This window comes from Hymenobacter armeniacus, from assembly GCF_014699055.1.
GTDB lineage: Bacteria > Bacteroidota > Bacteroidia > Cytophagales > Hymenobacteraceae > Hymenobacter > Hymenobacter armeniacus.
Genome location: NZ_JACXAC010000006.1, coordinates 575,162 through 591,802 on the forward strand (window position 1 = coordinate 575,162; position 16,641 = coordinate 591,802).

Annotated in this window: 15 protein-coding genes; 9 read left to right on the plus strand and 6 right to left on the minus strand. The window is 65.0% G+C overall.

Features of this window, described 5'->3' with window-relative positions; all coding sequences use genetic code 11:
* Window positions 1-19: 19 nt before the first annotated feature.
* Together IC234_RS19895 and IC234_RS19900 are read left to right on the plus strand one after the other, a co-directional pair.
* Complete coding sequence (locus IC234_RS19895) at window positions 20-1,888, plus strand: M1 family metallopeptidase (RefSeq protein ID WP_190928111.1); 1,869 nt, start codon at window positions 20-22, stop codon at window positions 1,886-1,888.
* Between the two features lie 261 nt (window positions 1,889-2,149).
* Window positions 2,150-3,532, plus strand: a complete 1,383-nt coding sequence (locus IC234_RS19900; protein ID WP_190928113.1) for a hypothetical protein — start codon at window positions 2,150-2,152, stop codon at window positions 3,530-3,532.
* Window positions 3,533-3,623: 91 nt separating this feature from the next.
* Here the strand turns inward: IC234_RS19900 and IC234_RS19905 are convergent, their stop codons facing one another.
* Window positions 3,624-4,148: an acyl-CoA thioesterase gene (locus IC234_RS19905; protein WP_190928115.1), complete on the minus strand. Its 525-nt coding sequence runs from the start codon at window positions 4,146-4,148 to the stop codon at window positions 3,624-3,626.
* 164 nt (window positions 4,149-4,312) lie between these two features.
* Between IC234_RS19905 and IC234_RS19910 the strand changes: the two genes are divergently transcribed.
* The 3 genes from IC234_RS19910 to IC234_RS19920 all read left to right on the plus strand — a co-directional run bounded on the left by IC234_RS19910 (window position 4,313) and on the right by IC234_RS19920 (window position 7,168).
* Complete coding sequence (locus tag IC234_RS19910; protein WP_190928117.1) at window positions 4,313-6,322, plus strand: FAD-dependent oxidoreductase; 2,010 nt, start codon at window positions 4,313-4,315, stop codon at window positions 6,320-6,322.
* 10 nt (window positions 6,323-6,332) lie between these two features.
* Complete coding sequence (locus tag IC234_RS19915) at window positions 6,333-6,671, plus strand: hypothetical protein (RefSeq protein ID WP_190928119.1); 339 nt, start codon at window positions 6,333-6,335, stop codon at window positions 6,669-6,671.
* 83 nt (window positions 6,672-6,754) lie between these two features.
* Window positions 6,755-7,168, plus strand: coding sequence for a hypothetical protein (locus IC234_RS19920; RefSeq protein WP_190928121.1), 414 nt, complete (start codon window positions 6,755-6,757; stop codon window positions 7,166-7,168).
* Window positions 7,169-7,174: 6 nt separating this feature from the next.
* On the opposite strand, the gene IC234_RS19925 is transcribed toward IC234_RS19920, so the two are convergent.
* Window positions 7,175-7,858 (minus strand): hypothetical protein, encoded by a 684-nt coding sequence (locus tag IC234_RS19925; protein WP_190928123.1) that lies wholly within the window; start codon window positions 7,856-7,858, stop codon window positions 7,175-7,177.
* 43 nt (window positions 7,859-7,901) lie between these two features.
* Complete coding sequence (locus IC234_RS19930; RefSeq protein WP_190928125.1) at window positions 7,902-8,690, minus strand: SDR family oxidoreductase; 789 nt, start codon at window positions 8,688-8,690, stop codon at window positions 7,902-7,904.
* Between the two features lie 344 nt (window positions 8,691-9,034).
* Here IC234_RS19930 and IC234_RS19935 point away from each other — a divergent pair, with 344 nt between their 5' ends.
* Complete coding sequence (locus IC234_RS19935; protein ID WP_190928127.1) at window positions 9,035-9,808, plus strand: bacteriorhodopsin; 774 nt, start codon at window positions 9,035-9,037, stop codon at window positions 9,806-9,808.
* 94 nt (window positions 9,809-9,902) lie between these two features.
* A complete protein-coding gene (locus IC234_RS19940; protein ID WP_190928129.1) occupies window positions 9,903-10,895 on the plus strand; it encodes a Brp/Blh family beta-carotene 15,15'-dioxygenase in 993 nt (330 codons plus the stop codon).
* A 92-nt stretch (window positions 10,896-10,987) separates the two neighbouring features.
* Here IC234_RS19940 and IC234_RS19945 read toward each other — a convergent pair whose 3' ends face one another.
* Window positions 10,988-12,442: an aldehyde dehydrogenase family protein gene (locus IC234_RS19945; RefSeq protein ID WP_190928131.1), complete on the minus strand. Its 1,455-nt coding sequence runs from the start codon at window positions 12,440-12,442 to the stop codon at window positions 10,988-10,990.
* Between the two features lie 272 nt (window positions 12,443-12,714).
* Between IC234_RS19945 and IC234_RS19950 the strand changes: the two genes are divergently transcribed.
* The gene (locus IC234_RS19950; RefSeq protein WP_190928133.1) at window positions 12,715-13,872 is read left to right on the plus strand and encodes a phosphatase PAP2 family protein; all 1,158 of its coding nucleotides are present in this window, start codon (window positions 12,715-12,717) and stop codon (window positions 13,870-13,872) included.
* Between the two features lie 72 nt (window positions 13,873-13,944).
* Here IC234_RS19950 and IC234_RS19955 read toward each other — a convergent pair whose 3' ends face one another.
* Both IC234_RS19955 and IC234_RS19960 read right to left on the minus strand, forming a co-directional pair.
* Window positions 13,945-14,589: a hypothetical protein gene (locus IC234_RS19955; protein ID WP_190928135.1), complete on the minus strand. Its 645-nt coding sequence runs from the start codon at window positions 14,587-14,589 to the stop codon at window positions 13,945-13,947.
* Between the two features lie 89 nt (window positions 14,590-14,678).
* Window positions 14,679-15,548, minus strand: a complete 870-nt coding sequence (locus IC234_RS19960) for an SDR family oxidoreductase (protein WP_190928138.1) — start codon at window positions 15,546-15,548, stop codon at window positions 14,679-14,681.
* Window positions 15,549-15,656: 108 nt separating this feature from the next.
* Between IC234_RS19960 and rluF the strand changes: the two genes are divergently transcribed.
* The coding region (gene rluF / locus IC234_RS19965; RefSeq protein ID WP_190928140.1) for a 23S rRNA pseudouridine(2604) synthase RluF at window positions 15,657-16,641 on the plus strand (985 nt) is incomplete at its 3' end.

Sequence of the window (16,641 nt, forward strand, 5' to 3'; positions counted from 1 at the left end):
CCTGCCGTCTGTCCCTGCTATGATGAAACCTCTGCTTACACTTTTGCTGCTTGCCGGCCTGGCCGAAACCGCGGCCGCGCAAACCCAGCCACTCTACATGCCCCGCGACATTCAGCGGGCTTTCCAGAAAGGCACCCGAGCCATGGACGGCCGCCCCGGCCCCAACTACTGGCAAAACCGCGCCCGCTACGACATCACGGTGACGGCCGCCCCGCCGGCCCGCGACATCCGCGGCCGCGAAACCATCACCTACTTCAACAACAGCCCCGACACGCTGCGCCAGGTGGTGATGCGCCTCACCATGAACATCCACCGGCCCGGCGCCGCCCGCGATTCCGACGCCAACCCCGACTACCTCACCGACGGCCTCGTCATCGACACGCTGCAAGTGAACGGCCAGGGCCAGCCGGCCCCTTTTGCCGACGGGGGCTCCGCCCGCAGCTTGCGGCTGCCCAAGGCGCTGGCCCCGCACGACTCGGTGAAATTCGCCATTGCCTGGCACTACCCCATTTCGGTGGAAAGCGGCCGCGAGGGCATGATTGACCCCACCTCGTACTTCCTGGCCTATTTCTACCCGCGCGTGGCGGTGTACGACGACTACAACGGCTGGGACCGGCTGCCTTTCGTGGACAGCAAGGAGTTCTACAACGATTTCAACGACTATACCCTGCGCGTGAAGGCCCCGGCCAACTACATTGTGTGGGCCACCGGCACGCTGCAAAACCCTGACCAGGTGCTGCAGAAAGCGGCCGCCAAGCGCCTGAAGCAGTCGATGACCAGCGACAAGGTGATTCACGTGGCCACGGCCGCCGATTTGGCCAAGAAAAGCATCACCGCCCAGCAGGCTCTGAATACCTGGGTGTGGACCGCGAAAGACATTTCGGACGTGACCGTGGGCCTGAGCGACCATTACGTGTGGGACGCCGCCAGCGTGGTGGTGGATGCCAAAGCCAAGCGCCGCGCCAGCATGCAAGCCGCCTACGCCGACTCCACGGTGGACTTCCGCGAGTCGGTGAAGAACGGGCAGTACGCCCTGGGCTGGTTCTCGAACCCCAACAACTGGCCGGGCATCCCCTACCCCTTCCCCAAGATGACGGCCTTCCAGGGTTTTGCCGACATGGAATACCCGATGATGGTGAACGACAGCCCGCAGAAGGACCCCAAGTTTGCGCAGTTTGTGCAGGACCACGAAATCGCGCACACCTACTTCCCCTTCTACATGGGCATCAACGAGAGCCGCTACGCCTTCATGGACGAGGGCTGGGCCACCACGTTTGAGCGCCTCATCAACACCGCCGAAAACGGCGCTGCCACCGCCGACGAGTTCTACAAGCAGTTCCGGGTGAGCCGCTGGATAAACGACCGCAGCACCGCCCAGGACCTGCCCATCATCACGCCCAGCAGCGAGCTGCGCGCCGGCTACGGCAACAACGCCTACGGCAAGCCCTCGCTCAGCTATTTCGCCCTGAAGGATATGCTGGGTGATGCCCTGTTCAAGAAAAGCCTGCACGAATACATGGCCCGCTGGCACGGCAAGCACCCCATTCCGTGGGACTACTTCAATTCGATGAGCAGCGCCTCGGGCCAGGACCTGACCTGGTTTTTCCAGAACTGGTTTTTCACCAACAACTACATCGACCTGGCCGTGAGCGCCGTGAATGGCACCAGCCTCACGGTGCAGAACATCGGCGGTTTCGCCGTGCCGTTTGACGTGAACGTGGAATACGCCGACGGCACCAAGGCCACGCTGCACCAGTCGCCCGCCGTGTGGCAGGCCAACCAGCGCCAGGCCACCATCGCCCTGCCCAAAGCCCCCAAAACCGTGGCCCTGCAAGGCGGCATCTTCATGGACGCCAACGAGAAAAACAACGCCTGGGCCCAGCGCTAGCTGCGCGGCGCCTCCCCAGCGGCCCGGCCAAGGCCGTGATATTGCCGGCAAAGCCTTTTTTGGGGGTTTTGCCGGCAATGCTGTTTTGGGTCCGGAAGTCGGTTTGCTGGCGGCCCTGGCCCTTGGGGCGGGCGGGGCGGGCGGACCGGGGGCGCCGGGCGCCGTAGCTTTGGGCCGGCCACCACGCGCCCAACGGGACTTCTTCGCGTGGCAAAGCTCCGGCGGCCAGCCCACACTTTCTCCTTCCTTTCCGTTACGTTAATGTTGTCTTTTGTTACGCGTGGCCTGGCGGCCGGCCCCAAGCTTCTTCTATTGCCGGCCCTGCTGCTGGGCGGCCCGGCCGCCTGGGCCCAGGTAGCGCCCACGCTGCCGCCCCCGTCGGCCCCGCCCGGCCTCAAGGAAGGCCTGAAAACCTACCTCTCGCCCGACAGCACCACGTTTCTAAAGCTCAATTTTTTGGCCCAAACCTGGGTGCGCCTCAACGAAAGCAACCCCGGCACCACCGTGAACGGGCAGCTGGAGCGCCACACCACCGACGTGGGCATTCGGCGCCTGCGCCTGGTGCTGAGCGGGCAGCTCACGCCGCGCCTGTTTCTGTTTCTGCAGTTCGGCCAGAACAACTTTTCGTACCTGTCGCCCCGCAAGGCGGGCTCGTTTTTTCACGACGCCACGGCCGATTACGCCCTCGTGAAAAAACACCTGAGCCTGGGCATCGGCCTCAACGGCTGGAACGGGCCTGCGCGCTACGCCAACTCCTCCACGGCCTCCATTCTGGGCCTCGACTTGCCCTTGTTTCAGGAGGTGAGCATTGACATAAACGACCAGTTTTTGCGCCGCATGGGCGTGTACGCCAAGGGTAAGTTGGGCAAGCTCGACTACCGCGTGTCCGTTGGCCAGCCCTTTGTGACGCAAACGGCCTCGGCCGTGCCCGACCCGATTTCTGTGAACTCGACCTACTCGACGCGCAACCCGCACGCGGTGGTGCACAGCTACTTCATGTACCAGTTTCTGGATCAGGAAAGCAACGCCGGCGCCGGCAACGCGGGCACCTACCTGGGCAAGAAGCGCGTGTTCAACCTCGGCGCGGGCCTGGTGCGCCAGGGCGAGGCCATGTGGCGCCGCACCGCAGCCGGCGACACCATCAGCCAGGCCCTGACGCTCTGGGCCGTGGATGCGTTTTACGACGCGCCTGTGAACGCCGCCAAAGGCACGGCCATCACGGCCTACGGCGGCTATTTCCGCTACGACCTCGGCCCCGGCTACATCCGCAACGTGGGCGCCATGAACCCCGCCAACGGCGTGCGCGCCGGCCAGGGCTCCTTCAACGGCCCCGGCAACAACGTGCCCCTGGTGGGCACCGGCCACACGCTCTACGCCCAGACGGCCTACCTGCTCCGCCAAAACCTGCTCGGCAGCCTGGGCACGCTGCAGCCTTACGCCCAGGGCCAGTGGTCGAGCTACGACCGCCTCGCCGACCCCACGGTGGTGTTCGACGTGGGCGTGAACTGGCTTATTCTGGGCAACCTCAGCAAGCTTTCCTTCAACTACCAAAACCGTCCGGTTTTCACCACGCAGGCCAATGGCGACGTGACGGCCACCGCCCGGCGCGGCGAGTACGTGATGCAGTACCAGGTGGCGTTTTAAGGGAGCGAGCTGGTTGGTTGAGCCATGCTAAAAAGAACGTCCTGCTGCGCTTGTCGAAGCAGGACGTTGAGGTTTTATCGAAAATGCCGCGCTACTCCTCGCTGCCCGCGCCTTTGCGCTGCTTCTTGAGCTGCTGGCGCACTTCCTTCACGCGCTCATCGAAGCCGTCTGGGTCGTAGCTCACGTCTTCCACGTCGAGGTCTTCGAGCAGGTTCATCATGGCGTTGGCGTGGTCGGTGCGGGTGCCGGCGGGCATGGTCACGTAGGCCATTTCCGACCACAGCAGGGCCAGCAGGCGCAGGCCGTCCTCGCTGCGCATCTGCATTTCGAGCACCAGGTTGGAGTTGTCGAAGTGAATGAGCTGGCTCAGGATGCGCACTTTGGCGCCCTGCCGGGCCGGCTTGAGGTAGCTGATGTGGTGCTTGGTGATGACCCAGGCGGCCTTCTGCTCCTGGGCGAGGTGGCCCATGTTCAGGGCGTAGTGTTCGGAGGTGTGGTCTTCGCGGGCGTTGAGGAAGTAGTCGAGGTAGCGGGCGTTGTTGAGGTGGCCCAGCATGTCGCAGTCCTGGAAATGGACGCGGTACGTGGTTTCGGGGGTTTGGATGAGGCGGGGCATGGCAGCGGGAGGTTGCTGGGGCAAAGGTCGGGAACGGGGGTGACGTTGGTACACATGGCGATTTTGTTTTGGCTTCCGGTCATGCCCACTCGCCCAAAACTACTCGGCACGCCTAACACTTTGGAGAAAATTTGCTACCTTTTAGCCTCCAAAATTCCCGCCTCATGTTCTCGCTCACGCCCGCCCGCTCCGCCGTTCTGCAAGCCCTTGCCGACACTTTTATCCCGCCCCTGGCCGACGGCAGCCCTTCCGGTTCGGCCGGCCTGAACCTGGACAAGCTGCAGGACGCCATCCGGGAGCAGCCGGAAGGCGCGCAGGCCGAATTCGGCCAGCTGCTCGACCTGCTGGAAAAGCCGCTGCTGGGCCTGACGTGGTTTGGGCCGCTGAAGCCGTTTCGCAAGCTGGAGCCGGCGCAGCGGGAGCAGCTGCTGCAAAGCTGGGCCACCTCCAATGTGCCGCAGCTGCGCAAAGGCTTTCAGGCCGTGCGCAAGCTGTGCACGCTGCTGTACTACGGCGGCAGCATGGCCGACCTGCCCGCGGCGTGGGGCCGCCTGGGCTACCCCGGCCCCGACGAAAAGCCCGTGGACACGCCCAAGCCCATCCGCACGCTGCGCCCCACCCAGGACACCGTGTACGACTGCGACGTGCTGGTGATTGGCAGCGGCGCGGGCGGCGGCGTGGTGGCCGGCGAGCTGGCCCAGGCTGGACAAGACGTATTAGTGCTCGAAAAAGGCCCCTACTGCCACGGCTGCGACTTTACGCAGCGCGAAGTGGACATGCTGGGCAAGCTCTACGACGCCAAGGGCACGCTCTGCACCCAGGACGGCAGCATCGGCATTCTGGCCGGCGCCTGCCTGGGCGGCGGCACCACCGTGAACTGGGCCGGCTCCTTCCGCACGCCCGACTACGTGCTGCAGGAATGGGCCCGCGAGCACGACGCGCCCCATTTCACTACCCTCGAATTCAAGGAAAGCCTCAACGCCGTGGCCCGCACCATTGGCGTGAATACCAACTACACCCGGCACAACGGCCAGAACCAGGCCCTGTGGGACGGCTCGACCAAGCTGGGGCAGGAAGTGAAGCTGATTCCGCGCAACGAAAAGGGCCTCACCGACTCCGATGCGCACTTCCGCAGCCTGGGCTACACCACGCTGGGCGACGCCCACGGCATCAAGCAGGGCACGCTGAATACGTATTTGCTCACGGCTTTCGAGCACGGCGCCCGCATTCTGGCCGACACCAAAGTGGAGCGCGTGACCATAGCCAACGGCCGCGCCACCGGCGCCGAGGCCGTGCACACCACCGACGACGGCCACAAGGTGCGCATCAGCGTGCGGGCGCGGCGCGTGGTGGTGGCCGGCGGGGCCATCCAGACGCCGGCCCTGCTGCTGCGCTCGGGCCTGAAACACCCGCATTTGGGCCGCCACCTGCACCTGCACCCCACCGTGGTGGTGGGCGCCCGCTACCCCCACCCCATGAACTCCTGGCACGGCCCCAGCATGAGCGTGGTGAACGATACCTACACCCAGCTGCACGGCACCAACTTCGGCGCCAAGCTCGAAACGCCCCCCACCCACCCCGGCCTGCTGAGCATGGTGCTGCCCTGGCTTTCGGGCCAGCAGCACCACGAGCTGCTGCGCGACGCCAGCCACCTGGGCTCCTTCATCGTGCTGACGCGCGACCGCGACGGCGGCCGCGTGACCATCGACAAAAACGGCGCCCCACTGATTGATTACACCCTCTCGGAGTTCGACCGGGCCAACATGCTGGAGGGCGTGCGCGCCGCCGCGCAAATCCACGTGGCGGCGGGGGCCGAAACAGTGTATTTGCCCCACGGCACTTTGCCCACGCTGCACGCCAAAGACGGCACATTACTCAACCCCGAAGTGCTCGACAAGCTGCCCCACCTGAGCTGGAAGCCCAACCAGTTTGGCCTCTACAGCGCCCACCAAATGAGCACCTGCCGCATGGGCGGCGATGCGGCCACGCACCCGCTCAAGCTCAACGGCGAAACGGTGGAGGTCGAAAACCTCTTCGTGGCTGACGGCTCGGCCTTCCCGGCCTGCAGCGGCGTCAATCCCATGCTCACCATCATGGCGCTGGCGCACTTCACGGCGCAGGGCATGAAGGCCAGCCGGCCGGCTGAGGCCCACCGAATGACGGCCACGGCTTAGATTCGACGGCATGAAACGCCCGCCCCTGCCCTACTTGCTGTTGCTGCCGCTGCTGGCGGTGCTGCTGTTCGGCAACTGCGCGCAGAACGTGTATCGCGTGTTAGGGCCGGGGACTACCCCGGCGCAGGTGGCGCAACTCAAGCAGATAAACGAGCAGACTTCCTCGGCATACCAAGCGGCCTTCGACCGCCCCAGCGGCCAGCCCGGCCCGACGCCCCGGCAGGTGCTCGACAGTGCCGATGCGGCCCGACACCGCTTGCTCACCCCCGGACAATACCGTCGTTACCGGTATACGCTTCGTGCAAACCCGCTTCGCTACCCGTCACGCCCGCCCAAAGGCTTTCGGTAGCACTCGAAACTTATCGGTTTTCCGCTGGCTTTGGACCCCGAAACGGTTTCCTGCGTACTGGGAGAATATTGCATTTCTTTAGTATGCGCTCCATCCGTTTTTTCCTTGTGCTGTCGTTGTCGCTGACCGCCGCCAGCTGTTCCATCTTCCGCCGTGAAAAGCCCGCCCCGGTGGTGGAAACGGTGCGCACCACCGACTCGCCCGCGCCGCCCACCGCCGCCCGCGACCTGGCCGACGTCATGGGCACCGAGCTCCAGCTCACCCCCGACCAGACCGTGCGGGTCCGCACCATTCTCAACGGCACGCTCTCTGAGTCGAACGCGGCCAAAGAGAAATATGCGCCCAAATCGCCGCAGCTCCTGGCCGAGCTCAAGCGCATCAACATCAGCTCGCAACAGCAATTGCGCACGGTGGTGGGCCCGGCCAAGTTCAAGCTGCTGCAAACCAAAGCCACTCAGCAGAAAATAGCCGCCGAGATGCAGCAGCGGCAGAAGTAGCGCCAACTAACGGCGGCGCCTGAATTCGCCTTCGGTTTGCCACAGCCCAGCGTATCGACTGATTTGGCTCGCCTGATAACCAGGGCCGGGCGAAAGGAGGTAATACGAAATGCCTTTGGCACGGTGGTGCCGCACAGTGGCCGTGTCCAGGGCCAACAACCGCAAGGTATCGGTGCTTATGGTTTGCCAGATGAGCCGGTGGCCCACTATTTCCAGCCGCTGCACATCCCAAGCTTCGGCGGTTTCGGTGGGCGTGCTCAGGTAGTATCTGCCTTGGAAGCGGCGTAAGCGACTGGCCCGGTTCCCCGCAAGGGCAAACAGGGTATCGAGCCCCAGCCAACTGTCACGGATGGAGTCTGAACCCACTACTTTCAGGTAATGCAGTTGGCCGGTATCGTCTTGGTAAGTGCTGTCGGCACGCAGGCGATGCGGCAGCGAATCCAGCATTTTCCGGCCAAACGTGTATCGGTGCAATTGTTGGCGCCACACTGCGCTAGCGCCGACGCAGAGCGAAGTCACCGAATCCGGCGCCGTATAGACAGCCCGGCGCCGAGTGGGAAAAGCTGCTACGTCACGTCCTCCCGCCGGAAACGGCGCGGCAAACTTTACTTCCACCCCGTCTTCGCAGGAAATCAGCCCAAGTCCTAACCCAAGCAGCAGGGCACCACGCACAAGGAAGGAAGCTGTCATAAGGGTTCATTCCGCAACGCCGGAAATGTAACCTGATGCCGGCTTACCGCACCCGGGCCCGCCGCAGCACCCGCGCAAACAGCCCCGGCGCCAGGCGCTTCAGCAGCACGCCCCAGGTTTCGCGGCCGCCGATGGTGGCTTCGTCGCGGCCCTGGGCGATGACGCGCAGGGCCTGCCGGGCAAAGTCGGCAGGGGCCAGGCCCTTGGCGGTGGCCTCGTCCATTTGCCCCAGCGCCTGCCCGTCGCCGGTCAGCGCATTCACCGACACGCCGGTGCGGATGAAGCCGGGGCAAAGAATGGTGACGCCCACGCCACTGGCATATAGCTCGGCCCGCAAGGAATCAAAAAAGCCGTGCAGCGCGTGCTTGGCCGCAGCGTAGGCGCTGCGGTACGGCGTCCCGAATTTTCCTACCAAACTGCTGACGACCACAATACGGCCAGCCCGGCGGGCCAGCATGCCCGGCAACACGGCTTTGCTAAGCGCCACGGGGCCGAAATAATCGACCTCCATCAACCGACGGTCGACTTCTAACCTTGTTTCCAGGGCCAAGCTACGCTGGCTGATGCCGCCGTTGTTGATGAGGATGTCGACGTGGCCAAACCGCGCCTGTACTTCGGCCACGGCCGCTGCAAACGTCTCGGGGGCGGCCAGGTCCAGGGGCAGCACCAGGGCCTCGGCGGGCGCGCAGGCGGCTTGCACCCGCCGCAGTTCGGCCTCGTTGCGGGCCGAGAGCACCAGACGGGCGCCCTGCCGGGCAAAAGCCTGCGCCAGCGCTTCACCAATTCCGGCCGAAGCGCCGGTTATCCACACCACTTTTTCGTGAAAATCCATCCTTAAAGGTATTGTGCGCGGGCACCAACCTGCTTGCGCGCCGGGCTGCGGCGCGCCCTGCAAGCCAGCGCAACTGCCGCGAAGCCAGCATCAGGTCGCACGACACGCGGCAGGCAGAATCCGGTTAAGCAAGGCGCACAATTGCCCTCTATAACCAACTGGCACACTCGGATTTATGGTTGTTATTTTTTTTTCGCAGCAACCCTAAAAATAGCCTTGGTTTATTGGAATCGGGCTTGTTCAAAAAATTTGTTTAATGTTTACTAGCAATATATTAAACAATTTTTACCTGAATACATTGATGTGGTGAGTTTTTCATTCACTTACCCTAACCCATTTTTCCCATGCAAAACGTTTTCCTGGACATCATGAAAATTCCGGTTGACGACCCGGTTGCGTTCACCTTCTTCACCGGGTACATGGCCATGGCGGCTGCGGCGGTGTTTTTCCTGTTTGAGCGCAGCACGGTGACCGACAAATGGAAGACGTCCCTGCTGATTTCGGGGATGATTACCGGCATCGCGGCCGTGCACTACTACTACATGCGCGACTACTACATCACGACGCACGAAACGCCGGTGGCCCTGCGCTACATCGACTGGACGCTGACCGTGCCGCTGATGGTGGTGGAATTCTACCTGCTGGTGCGGGCGGCGGGCGCCAAAGCGAGCCTGCTGTATAAGCTGATTCTGGCCGCCGTCATCATGCTTGTGTTCGGCTACATCGGCGAGGCCTTCACCGACGGCTCGATGGGCCATTCGGTGCTGTGGGGCTCGCTCTCGACGCTGGGCTACCTCTACATCCTGTACAGCGCCTGGATGGGCGAAGTGGCGCAGCTGGCGGCCGCCACCGAGTCGGAGGCCGTGCGCAAAGGCGTGCGCGCCCTGGCCTGGTTCGTGCTGGTGGGCTGGGCCATTTACCCCATCGGCTACATGGCCATGCCCGGCGGCTGGCTCGGGCCCGACGGGGCCGGCATCCTGCGCCCGCACGACCTCGACCTGCTCTACAACATTGCCGACGCCATCAACAAAATCGGCTTTGGCCTGGTGGTGTACGGCATTGCCCGCAGCGAATCGGCCGTGAAGGTGTCGCCGCCCTCCTACTCCTCGGTGGTGTAGCCATCGGCGCTCCTGCCCCACACTCAGGCTGAATTTCACTGCCCCGGCCGTGCGGTTCAGCCTGTTTTTTTCCACCCTTCATTCCCTTGCCGCCATGCTCTTCGCCCCTGCTCCCGCCGACTGGCTGCGCCGCCGCTACTCCTACGCGGCCGTGCTCGCGCTCACGGGCCTGGGCCTGGCCTTCCCGGCGGCGGCCGATGTGCTGCTGGGGCTGCCGCTGGCCGTGGGCATGGTGGTGCTGGGCGTGGCCCACGGCGCCTGCGACCACTGGGTGGTGCCGGCCCGCACGCCCGGTGGCTCCAAGGCCAGCGGCCGGCGCTACTGGCTGCGGTTTCTGACGGGCTACCTGGGCTTGGCTGCCCTGGTGGGCGGGCTGTGGTGGCAATGGCCGGCCGCCACGGTGGGCGTGTTTTTTGTGCTTACGGTGTGGCACTGGGGCTCGGCCGATGCCCCGACCGTGGCAGAAGTGCCGCGGACTTGGTGGCTGGCACACAGCCTGCTGCGGGGCCTGCTGCTGTTTGCCGTGCCGGCCTGGCGCTGGCCCGCCGAAACCGCGGACGTGGTGAACGGCCTGCTCACCTTTGCCGGCGCCCCGGCACTGGTGCCGGCGGCGCTCGGTGGCAGCGGGGCGGGGATGGGCCTGGTGGTAGCCGGCGGGCATCTGGCGCTGTGGGCCCTCTACGCCCGCGCCCGCCGCTGGGAGCTGCTGGCGGCTGAGCTGCTGGAAGTGGCCGTGCTGCTGGCGCTGTTTGTGGCCGTGCCGCCGCGGCTGGCGGTGGGCGTCTACTTCGTGTTTTGGCACAGCCTGCAGCACGTGCTGCGCATGAACCGCTGGCTGGGCTACCCGGCGGCGGGCCCCCGGCTGGCCTTGCTGCCGCAGCTGGCGTTTTTTTGGCGCCGGGCCGCACCGCTGCTGCTGGTCAGCTGCCTGGGCCTGCTGGGGCTGGGCTACGCGTTGGCCGGCCGGCTGCCCAATGCAACGGCCTGGTTCAGCTTGGCGCTGGTGTTGGCCTCGGTGGTCACGCTGCCCCACGCCCTCCTCGTGACGCTGGTGATGGACGCGCCCCGGCGGCCCACGGCTGGCTAGCGCCACCCTGCTTTTGAGCGACCTCCGTGATGTGAAAAAAGGGGGTAGAAACGCATCCATTTGCGCTTATACCCCCTTTTTTCGGTTGGCGCTTACAGGTACTTCACCAGCCAGCCAATCAGCTTTTGTACCTTGCTGGTGTAGGGCGGGTACATGGCCTTGATGCCGGTGTAGCCCACGCGCTGCCGCATCACGCCCTTCTCGTTGCTGAAAGCCAGAAAGCCGGAATGGCCGTGCGCCTTGCCGAGGCCGCTGTTGCCCACGCCGCCGGTGGGCAGCTCGGGGTGGGCAAAATGCAGCACCGTTTCGTTGATGCCCGCGCCGCCGGCCGAAGTGGTTGAGAGCAGGTAGCGGCGGTTGGCCTGGTTGGTGGTGAAGATGTATTGGGCCAGCGGCTTGAGGCGGGCGTTGATGTACTCGGTGGTTTCGGGCAGGCTTTTAAAGGTGAGCACGGGCAGCAGCGGGCCAAAAATCTCCTCCTCCAGCACCCGGGCGCCAGCCGGCACGTTGGTGAGCAAGGTGGGCTCGATGTAGTTCTGCAGGGCGTCGACGGTGCCGCCGGCGGCCACGGTGGCGCCGCGGGTCTGAGCGTCTTCGAGCAGGCCCGCCAAGCGAGCAAAATGGTGCTGATTGACGATGCGGGCCAGCGACTCGCTCCGCTCGATGCCGGCCCCGGTGGGGTTGTAGGCCCGCTGAATGGCGGCGGTGAGCTCGGTGAGCAGGGCGGGCTGCACGTTTTCCTGCACCAGCAGGTAGTCGGGGGCCACGCAGGTCTGGCCGTTGTTCAGGAATTTGCCCCACACAATTTTCTCGGCGGCGTCGCGCAGGTTGGCGGTTTCGTCCACCACGGCGGGGTTCTTGCCGCCCAGTTCCAGCGTGAGGCCGCTCAGGTGCTGGGCCGCGGCACGCATCACAATCTTGCCCACTTCGGGGCTGCCGGTGAAGAAAATGTGGTCCCAGGGCAGCTTCAGCAGGTCGGTGGCCACCTCTTTGTCGCCCTGCACCAGCAGCACCTCATCGGGCCGAAACAGGTCTTCTACCAGCCGCTGCAGCAGCGCCGAGGTGGCGGGCGTTTGCTCGGCCGGCTTTATCACCACGGCGTTGCCGGCGGCAATGGCCGAAATCAGCGGCCCCACCGCCAGGTAAAACGGGTAGTTCCAGGGCGAAATAATCAACACCACGCCTTTGGGCTCTACCTGCACCCAGGAGCGGGTGCCCAGCAACGCCACGCTGGTGCCCACGGGGCGCGGCGCCATCCACTTTTTCAGGTGCTTGCGGGTGTGCTTAAGCTCCACCAGCGAAGTCCAGATTTCGGTGAGGTCGGTTTCGGCCGAGGGCTTGCGAAAGTCGGCGTACAGGGCCTGCTGAATCTCGGCGCGGTGCGCGTGCAGCCAGTCCTGCAGCTTGTGCAAGCGGGCGCGGCGGGCCGCCACGCCTTCCTGGCGCAGCGCGGGGGCGCGCTGGCGCAGCGCGTCAAACTGTGCCTGATAGGGGGTGGCGGCCAGCGCGGCTGCGCGCGCGGTGAGCTCAGGGGCAGCAGGTTGCATGGGCTTGGGAAATGAAAAGGCCGCCCACTGCGGTGCGGCTCTGCAGAAAGATACGCGGCTTGCACAACATTTCGGGTGCTCATCCGTCAGCGCGGGTGGCCCTGGCCCGACGGTACCCCCTTCGTGACGTAGGTGTTACCTTTGCGGCCCGTTAGCCAAACCGGCTTGCGTCGGTTTCCGTTTGTTGCCTCCCGTTGCCCGCTTGTGGAAGGAGGTACGTGCCGTTGTCGTTACAAAGTATTCGTTACGTGAAGTCTTATTACCCTGGCCGTTTGCGGCTGCTTGCCATCCTGCTCTTCAGCCTGTTATTTACCACCGCTGGTCTGGCCCGCCCGATTGGAGCACCCGGCGACTCCGCCGGCCTCCCGGCCGATACCAGCCGGACAAAGCCGGCCCCGGCGCTGCCGGCGCCCGCGGCCCACGCCAACCTCAACGACACGCTGCCGCACATTCACCCGCGCGACGCCAACGGCCGCATCACCGACTACACCGTGGCGCCCGGCGTGACCTGGCACTACGACAAGCCCAAGCCCTTCCGCTGGGCCCTCAACATTCCGCGCGACCTGGGCCAGTTTCCCGGCTACGCCTTCCGCAAGGAAAACAAAGGCACCCTCATGGGCCTGGTGGTGAGCTCCGTGGGCCTGTGGGTGGCCGACCAAGCCATCGTCGACTGGAGCCAGGACGTGGGCCGGCAGCTGGGCCTCACGCCCAAAAGCACGCAGCGCACGCTGTTCTACGTGCCCTTCCGCATCGGCTCGGCCAACCTGCCGTTCGAGTTCAACGTGCCCGACAACCTCAACAGCACCTTCTACTACCTCGGCGACGGCTGGACGCACCTGGCCGTGGCCAGCAGCTTCTGGATTTACGGCGGCATTAAGAAAGACAACCGCGCCCTGCGCACCTCCAGCGAACTGGGCGAGGCCATTTTCAGCACCGGCCTGGTGGTCCAAGCGCTCAAGCGCCTCACCGGCCGCCAGAGCCCCTACGTGGCCACCAAGGACCGCGGCGAGTGGCACTTGTTTCCGTCGTACAACCGCTACCAAAGCTTCGTGCCCAACTACGACGCCTTCCCCACCGGCCACCTGGCCACGGCCATGGCCACGGTCACGGTCATCGCCGACAACTACCCCGAGTACCGTTTCGTGCGCCCCGTGGGCTATGGCCTGATGGGCCTGCTGGGCTACGCCATGCTCAACAACGGCGTGCACTGGGCTTCCGACTACCCCATTGGCATTGCGCTGGGCTACGGCTTTGCCAAGATTGCCGTGCGCAACGGCCGCACCCGCGTGGAGGAAACCTCCGCCGACCCGGCCGCCCCCGGCACCGGCTGGGTGCGCCCGCCCAAGCGCCGCCCCTGGTACCGCCAGGGCCACGTGGCGCCCTACACCTACGGCCCGTTCACGGGCGCGTCGTGGTCGTTGAAGTGGTAGGCCGGGTTTCCGCACCAGCAAAAAAGCCCGTTCCAGGTATGGAACGGGCTTTTTTGCTGGTGCGGAAACCCGCTATTTGAACAGGCCCTTCTTCACGGTGCGGTTGCCGTTTTCGTCGATTTTAATCTTGGTGCCGTCGGCGCGCTTGATTTTCACCGAGCCGTCGTCGTCGCGCTTCACTTTGGCGCCGTTCAGGTACTTGGTTTTGTGGTCGCCGTCGCGCTCGTTTTCCATCTTTTTCACCCCGGCGCCCTGGCCTACGCTGCTGGTGGTGCGGCGCTCCGTCACCACCACCGGCGCGATGGAATAGGGGCCCTCGCCGTAGTTGGCGCGGTTCGAGGAATAGGTATTGTAGTAGGCGGGGTTGTTGAGGGTGGTGCGCACCTGCTCGTCGGCCTCGTCGTTGATTTGGCGGGCGGCGGCGTAGCGGCCCGTGGTGTCGGTGGTGTAGCGGGTGTCGAGCTCGCCCAGGCGGCGGCCGCGGGTGTAGTAAGTGCGCTCGATGCGGGTCACGAGCACGGTGTCGGTCAGCTTGAGGTCTTCGGCCACCCGGGCGGCCAGGCGGCGGGCGTCGTCGTGGGCGGCCATGGTGTCGGGCGCCACCACGGCGGTGGTGGCGTCGGTGGTGGCCACGGTGGTTTCTTCTTTCTTTTCTTGCGAGCAGGCGGCGGTGGCCAGCGTGGCGGCGGCCAGCAGGCCGAGCAGTTTCGTGTTCATGGTAAGCGGGTTTTAAGAAAAAAGAACCGCTATGTAGCGGTTCTTAGGGGCTGATACGGCCGCGCTTGGCCGCAGGTTATTCGGCCCGCTTAGGCGTTCACCACCGACCCGCCGTTGGGGTGCAGCGTTTGGCCGGAAAAATACGAGGCGTCTTCCGACGCCAGAAACACGTAGGACGGCGCCACTTCCGACGGCTGGCCGGCGCGGCCCATCGGCACGTCGTGGCCAAACAGCGGCAGCTTCAGCAGGCCCACGCCGGTGATGAAAGGCGTCCAGATGGGGCCCGGCGCCACCGAGTTTACCCGGATGCCCTTCTTCACGAGCTGCAGCGACAGCGCCCGCGTGAAGGCCGTGATGGCGCCCTTGGTGGAGGTGTAGTCCAGCAGCATCTCGTTGCCCTTGAAGCCGTTGACCGAAGCCGTGTTGATGATGGAGTCGCCTTCCTTGAGGTGCTTGAGCGCCGCCCGCGAGATGCGGAACATGGCAATGATGTTGAGGTTGAAGATGCTGTCGAGCTCCTCGTCCTTGATGTCTTCGAGTGTATCGTGCCAGTTTTGCTCGGCGGCGTTGTTCACCAGCACGTTGAGCCCGCCGAGCTCGGCCACGGTGCGGTCCACGATTTCCTGGCAAAAGGCCGGGCTCTTGAGGTCGCCAGGCAGCAAGAGGCAGCGGCGGCCGCGGGCCTGCACCAGTTCCTGCACCTTCTCGGCGTCCTGCTGCTCGGTGGGGAAATAGCTGATGGCCACGTCGGCCCCTTCGACGGCGAAATGCACGGCCACGGCCCGGCCAATGCCGGAGTCGCCGCCCGTGATGAGGGCCACTTTGCCCTTGAGTTTGTCGGCGCCTTTGTAGCCGTCGCGGATGAACTCGGGCTCGGGGGTCATTTTGTATTCGAGGCCGGGCTTGCCGGCGCCCGCGTCCTGGCTCTGGGGCGGGAAAATGGTGGGTTTGTCAGACATGTGATAAGGTGACTGGGGAAAGGATGAGCTTTTCCTAACGGCCCGGCCCCGGCCGGGTTGCCTAGGAGCGTGGCCGTACCTTTGCCGGCCACGAACCCCTTCAGCAACATGCCCGCCGCCTCCGCCATTCGCCTCAACAAGTTCATCAGCGAAAGCGGCCTGTGCTCGCGCCGCGAGGCCGACCGCTACATCGAGCAGGGCCTAGTGCTGCTGAATGGCAAAACCGCCAAAGTGGGCGACCAAGTGGCCCCGCGCGACCGCGTGACCGTGAACGGCCACAAGCTGGAGCCCCGGCAGGCCGAAGACGCCGTGTATTTGGCCTTCAACAAGCCGGTGGGCATCACGAGCACCACCGAGCCGGGCGTGCGCGGCAACATCGTGGACTACGTGAACCACGCGGCGCGCATTTTCCCCATCGGCCGGCTGGACAAGGACTCGTCGGGCTTGATTTTCCTGACCAGCGACGGCGACATCGTGAACAAGATTCTGCGGGCCGGCAACCAGCACGAAAAGGAGTACGTGGTGACGGTGAACCGCATTCTCACCGACCAGATGCTGGACGAAATGAGCCGCGGCATTCCCATGCTGGGCACCGTCACCAAGCCCTGCGTCATTCAGAAGGAAACGCCCTACATCTTCCGCATCACGCTGGTGCAAGGGCTGAACCGCCAAATCCGCCGCATGGTGGAGCATTTTGGCTACGAAGTAACCAAGCTCGAACGCGTGCGCATCATGAACGTGACCGTGAAGGGCCTGCCCGTGGGCGACTGGCGCGAGCTGACGCCGCAGGAGCTGGCCGGTATCATGAAAATGGTGGAGAAATCGAGCGGCACCGAAGAAGCCTCCGGCGGCCGCCGCCAAAGCCGGCCCACCGCGCCGCGCCCGGCCGCCCCCCGTCCGGCCACCAAAGCCAACGCCGCCGCGCCCTCCCCCACCGGCGAAACCGCGCCCCGGCGCCCCTACAAAAAACCGCCGCCTTCGCCCCAAAACCCCTCCGGCACCGGCTGGTGGGGGCCCCGCCCCGACAAGCCCGCCGCCGCGGGCGCCCGGCCCGGGGCAGCCGGCAAGCGCCCGGCCAAAGCCGGCCCGGCAC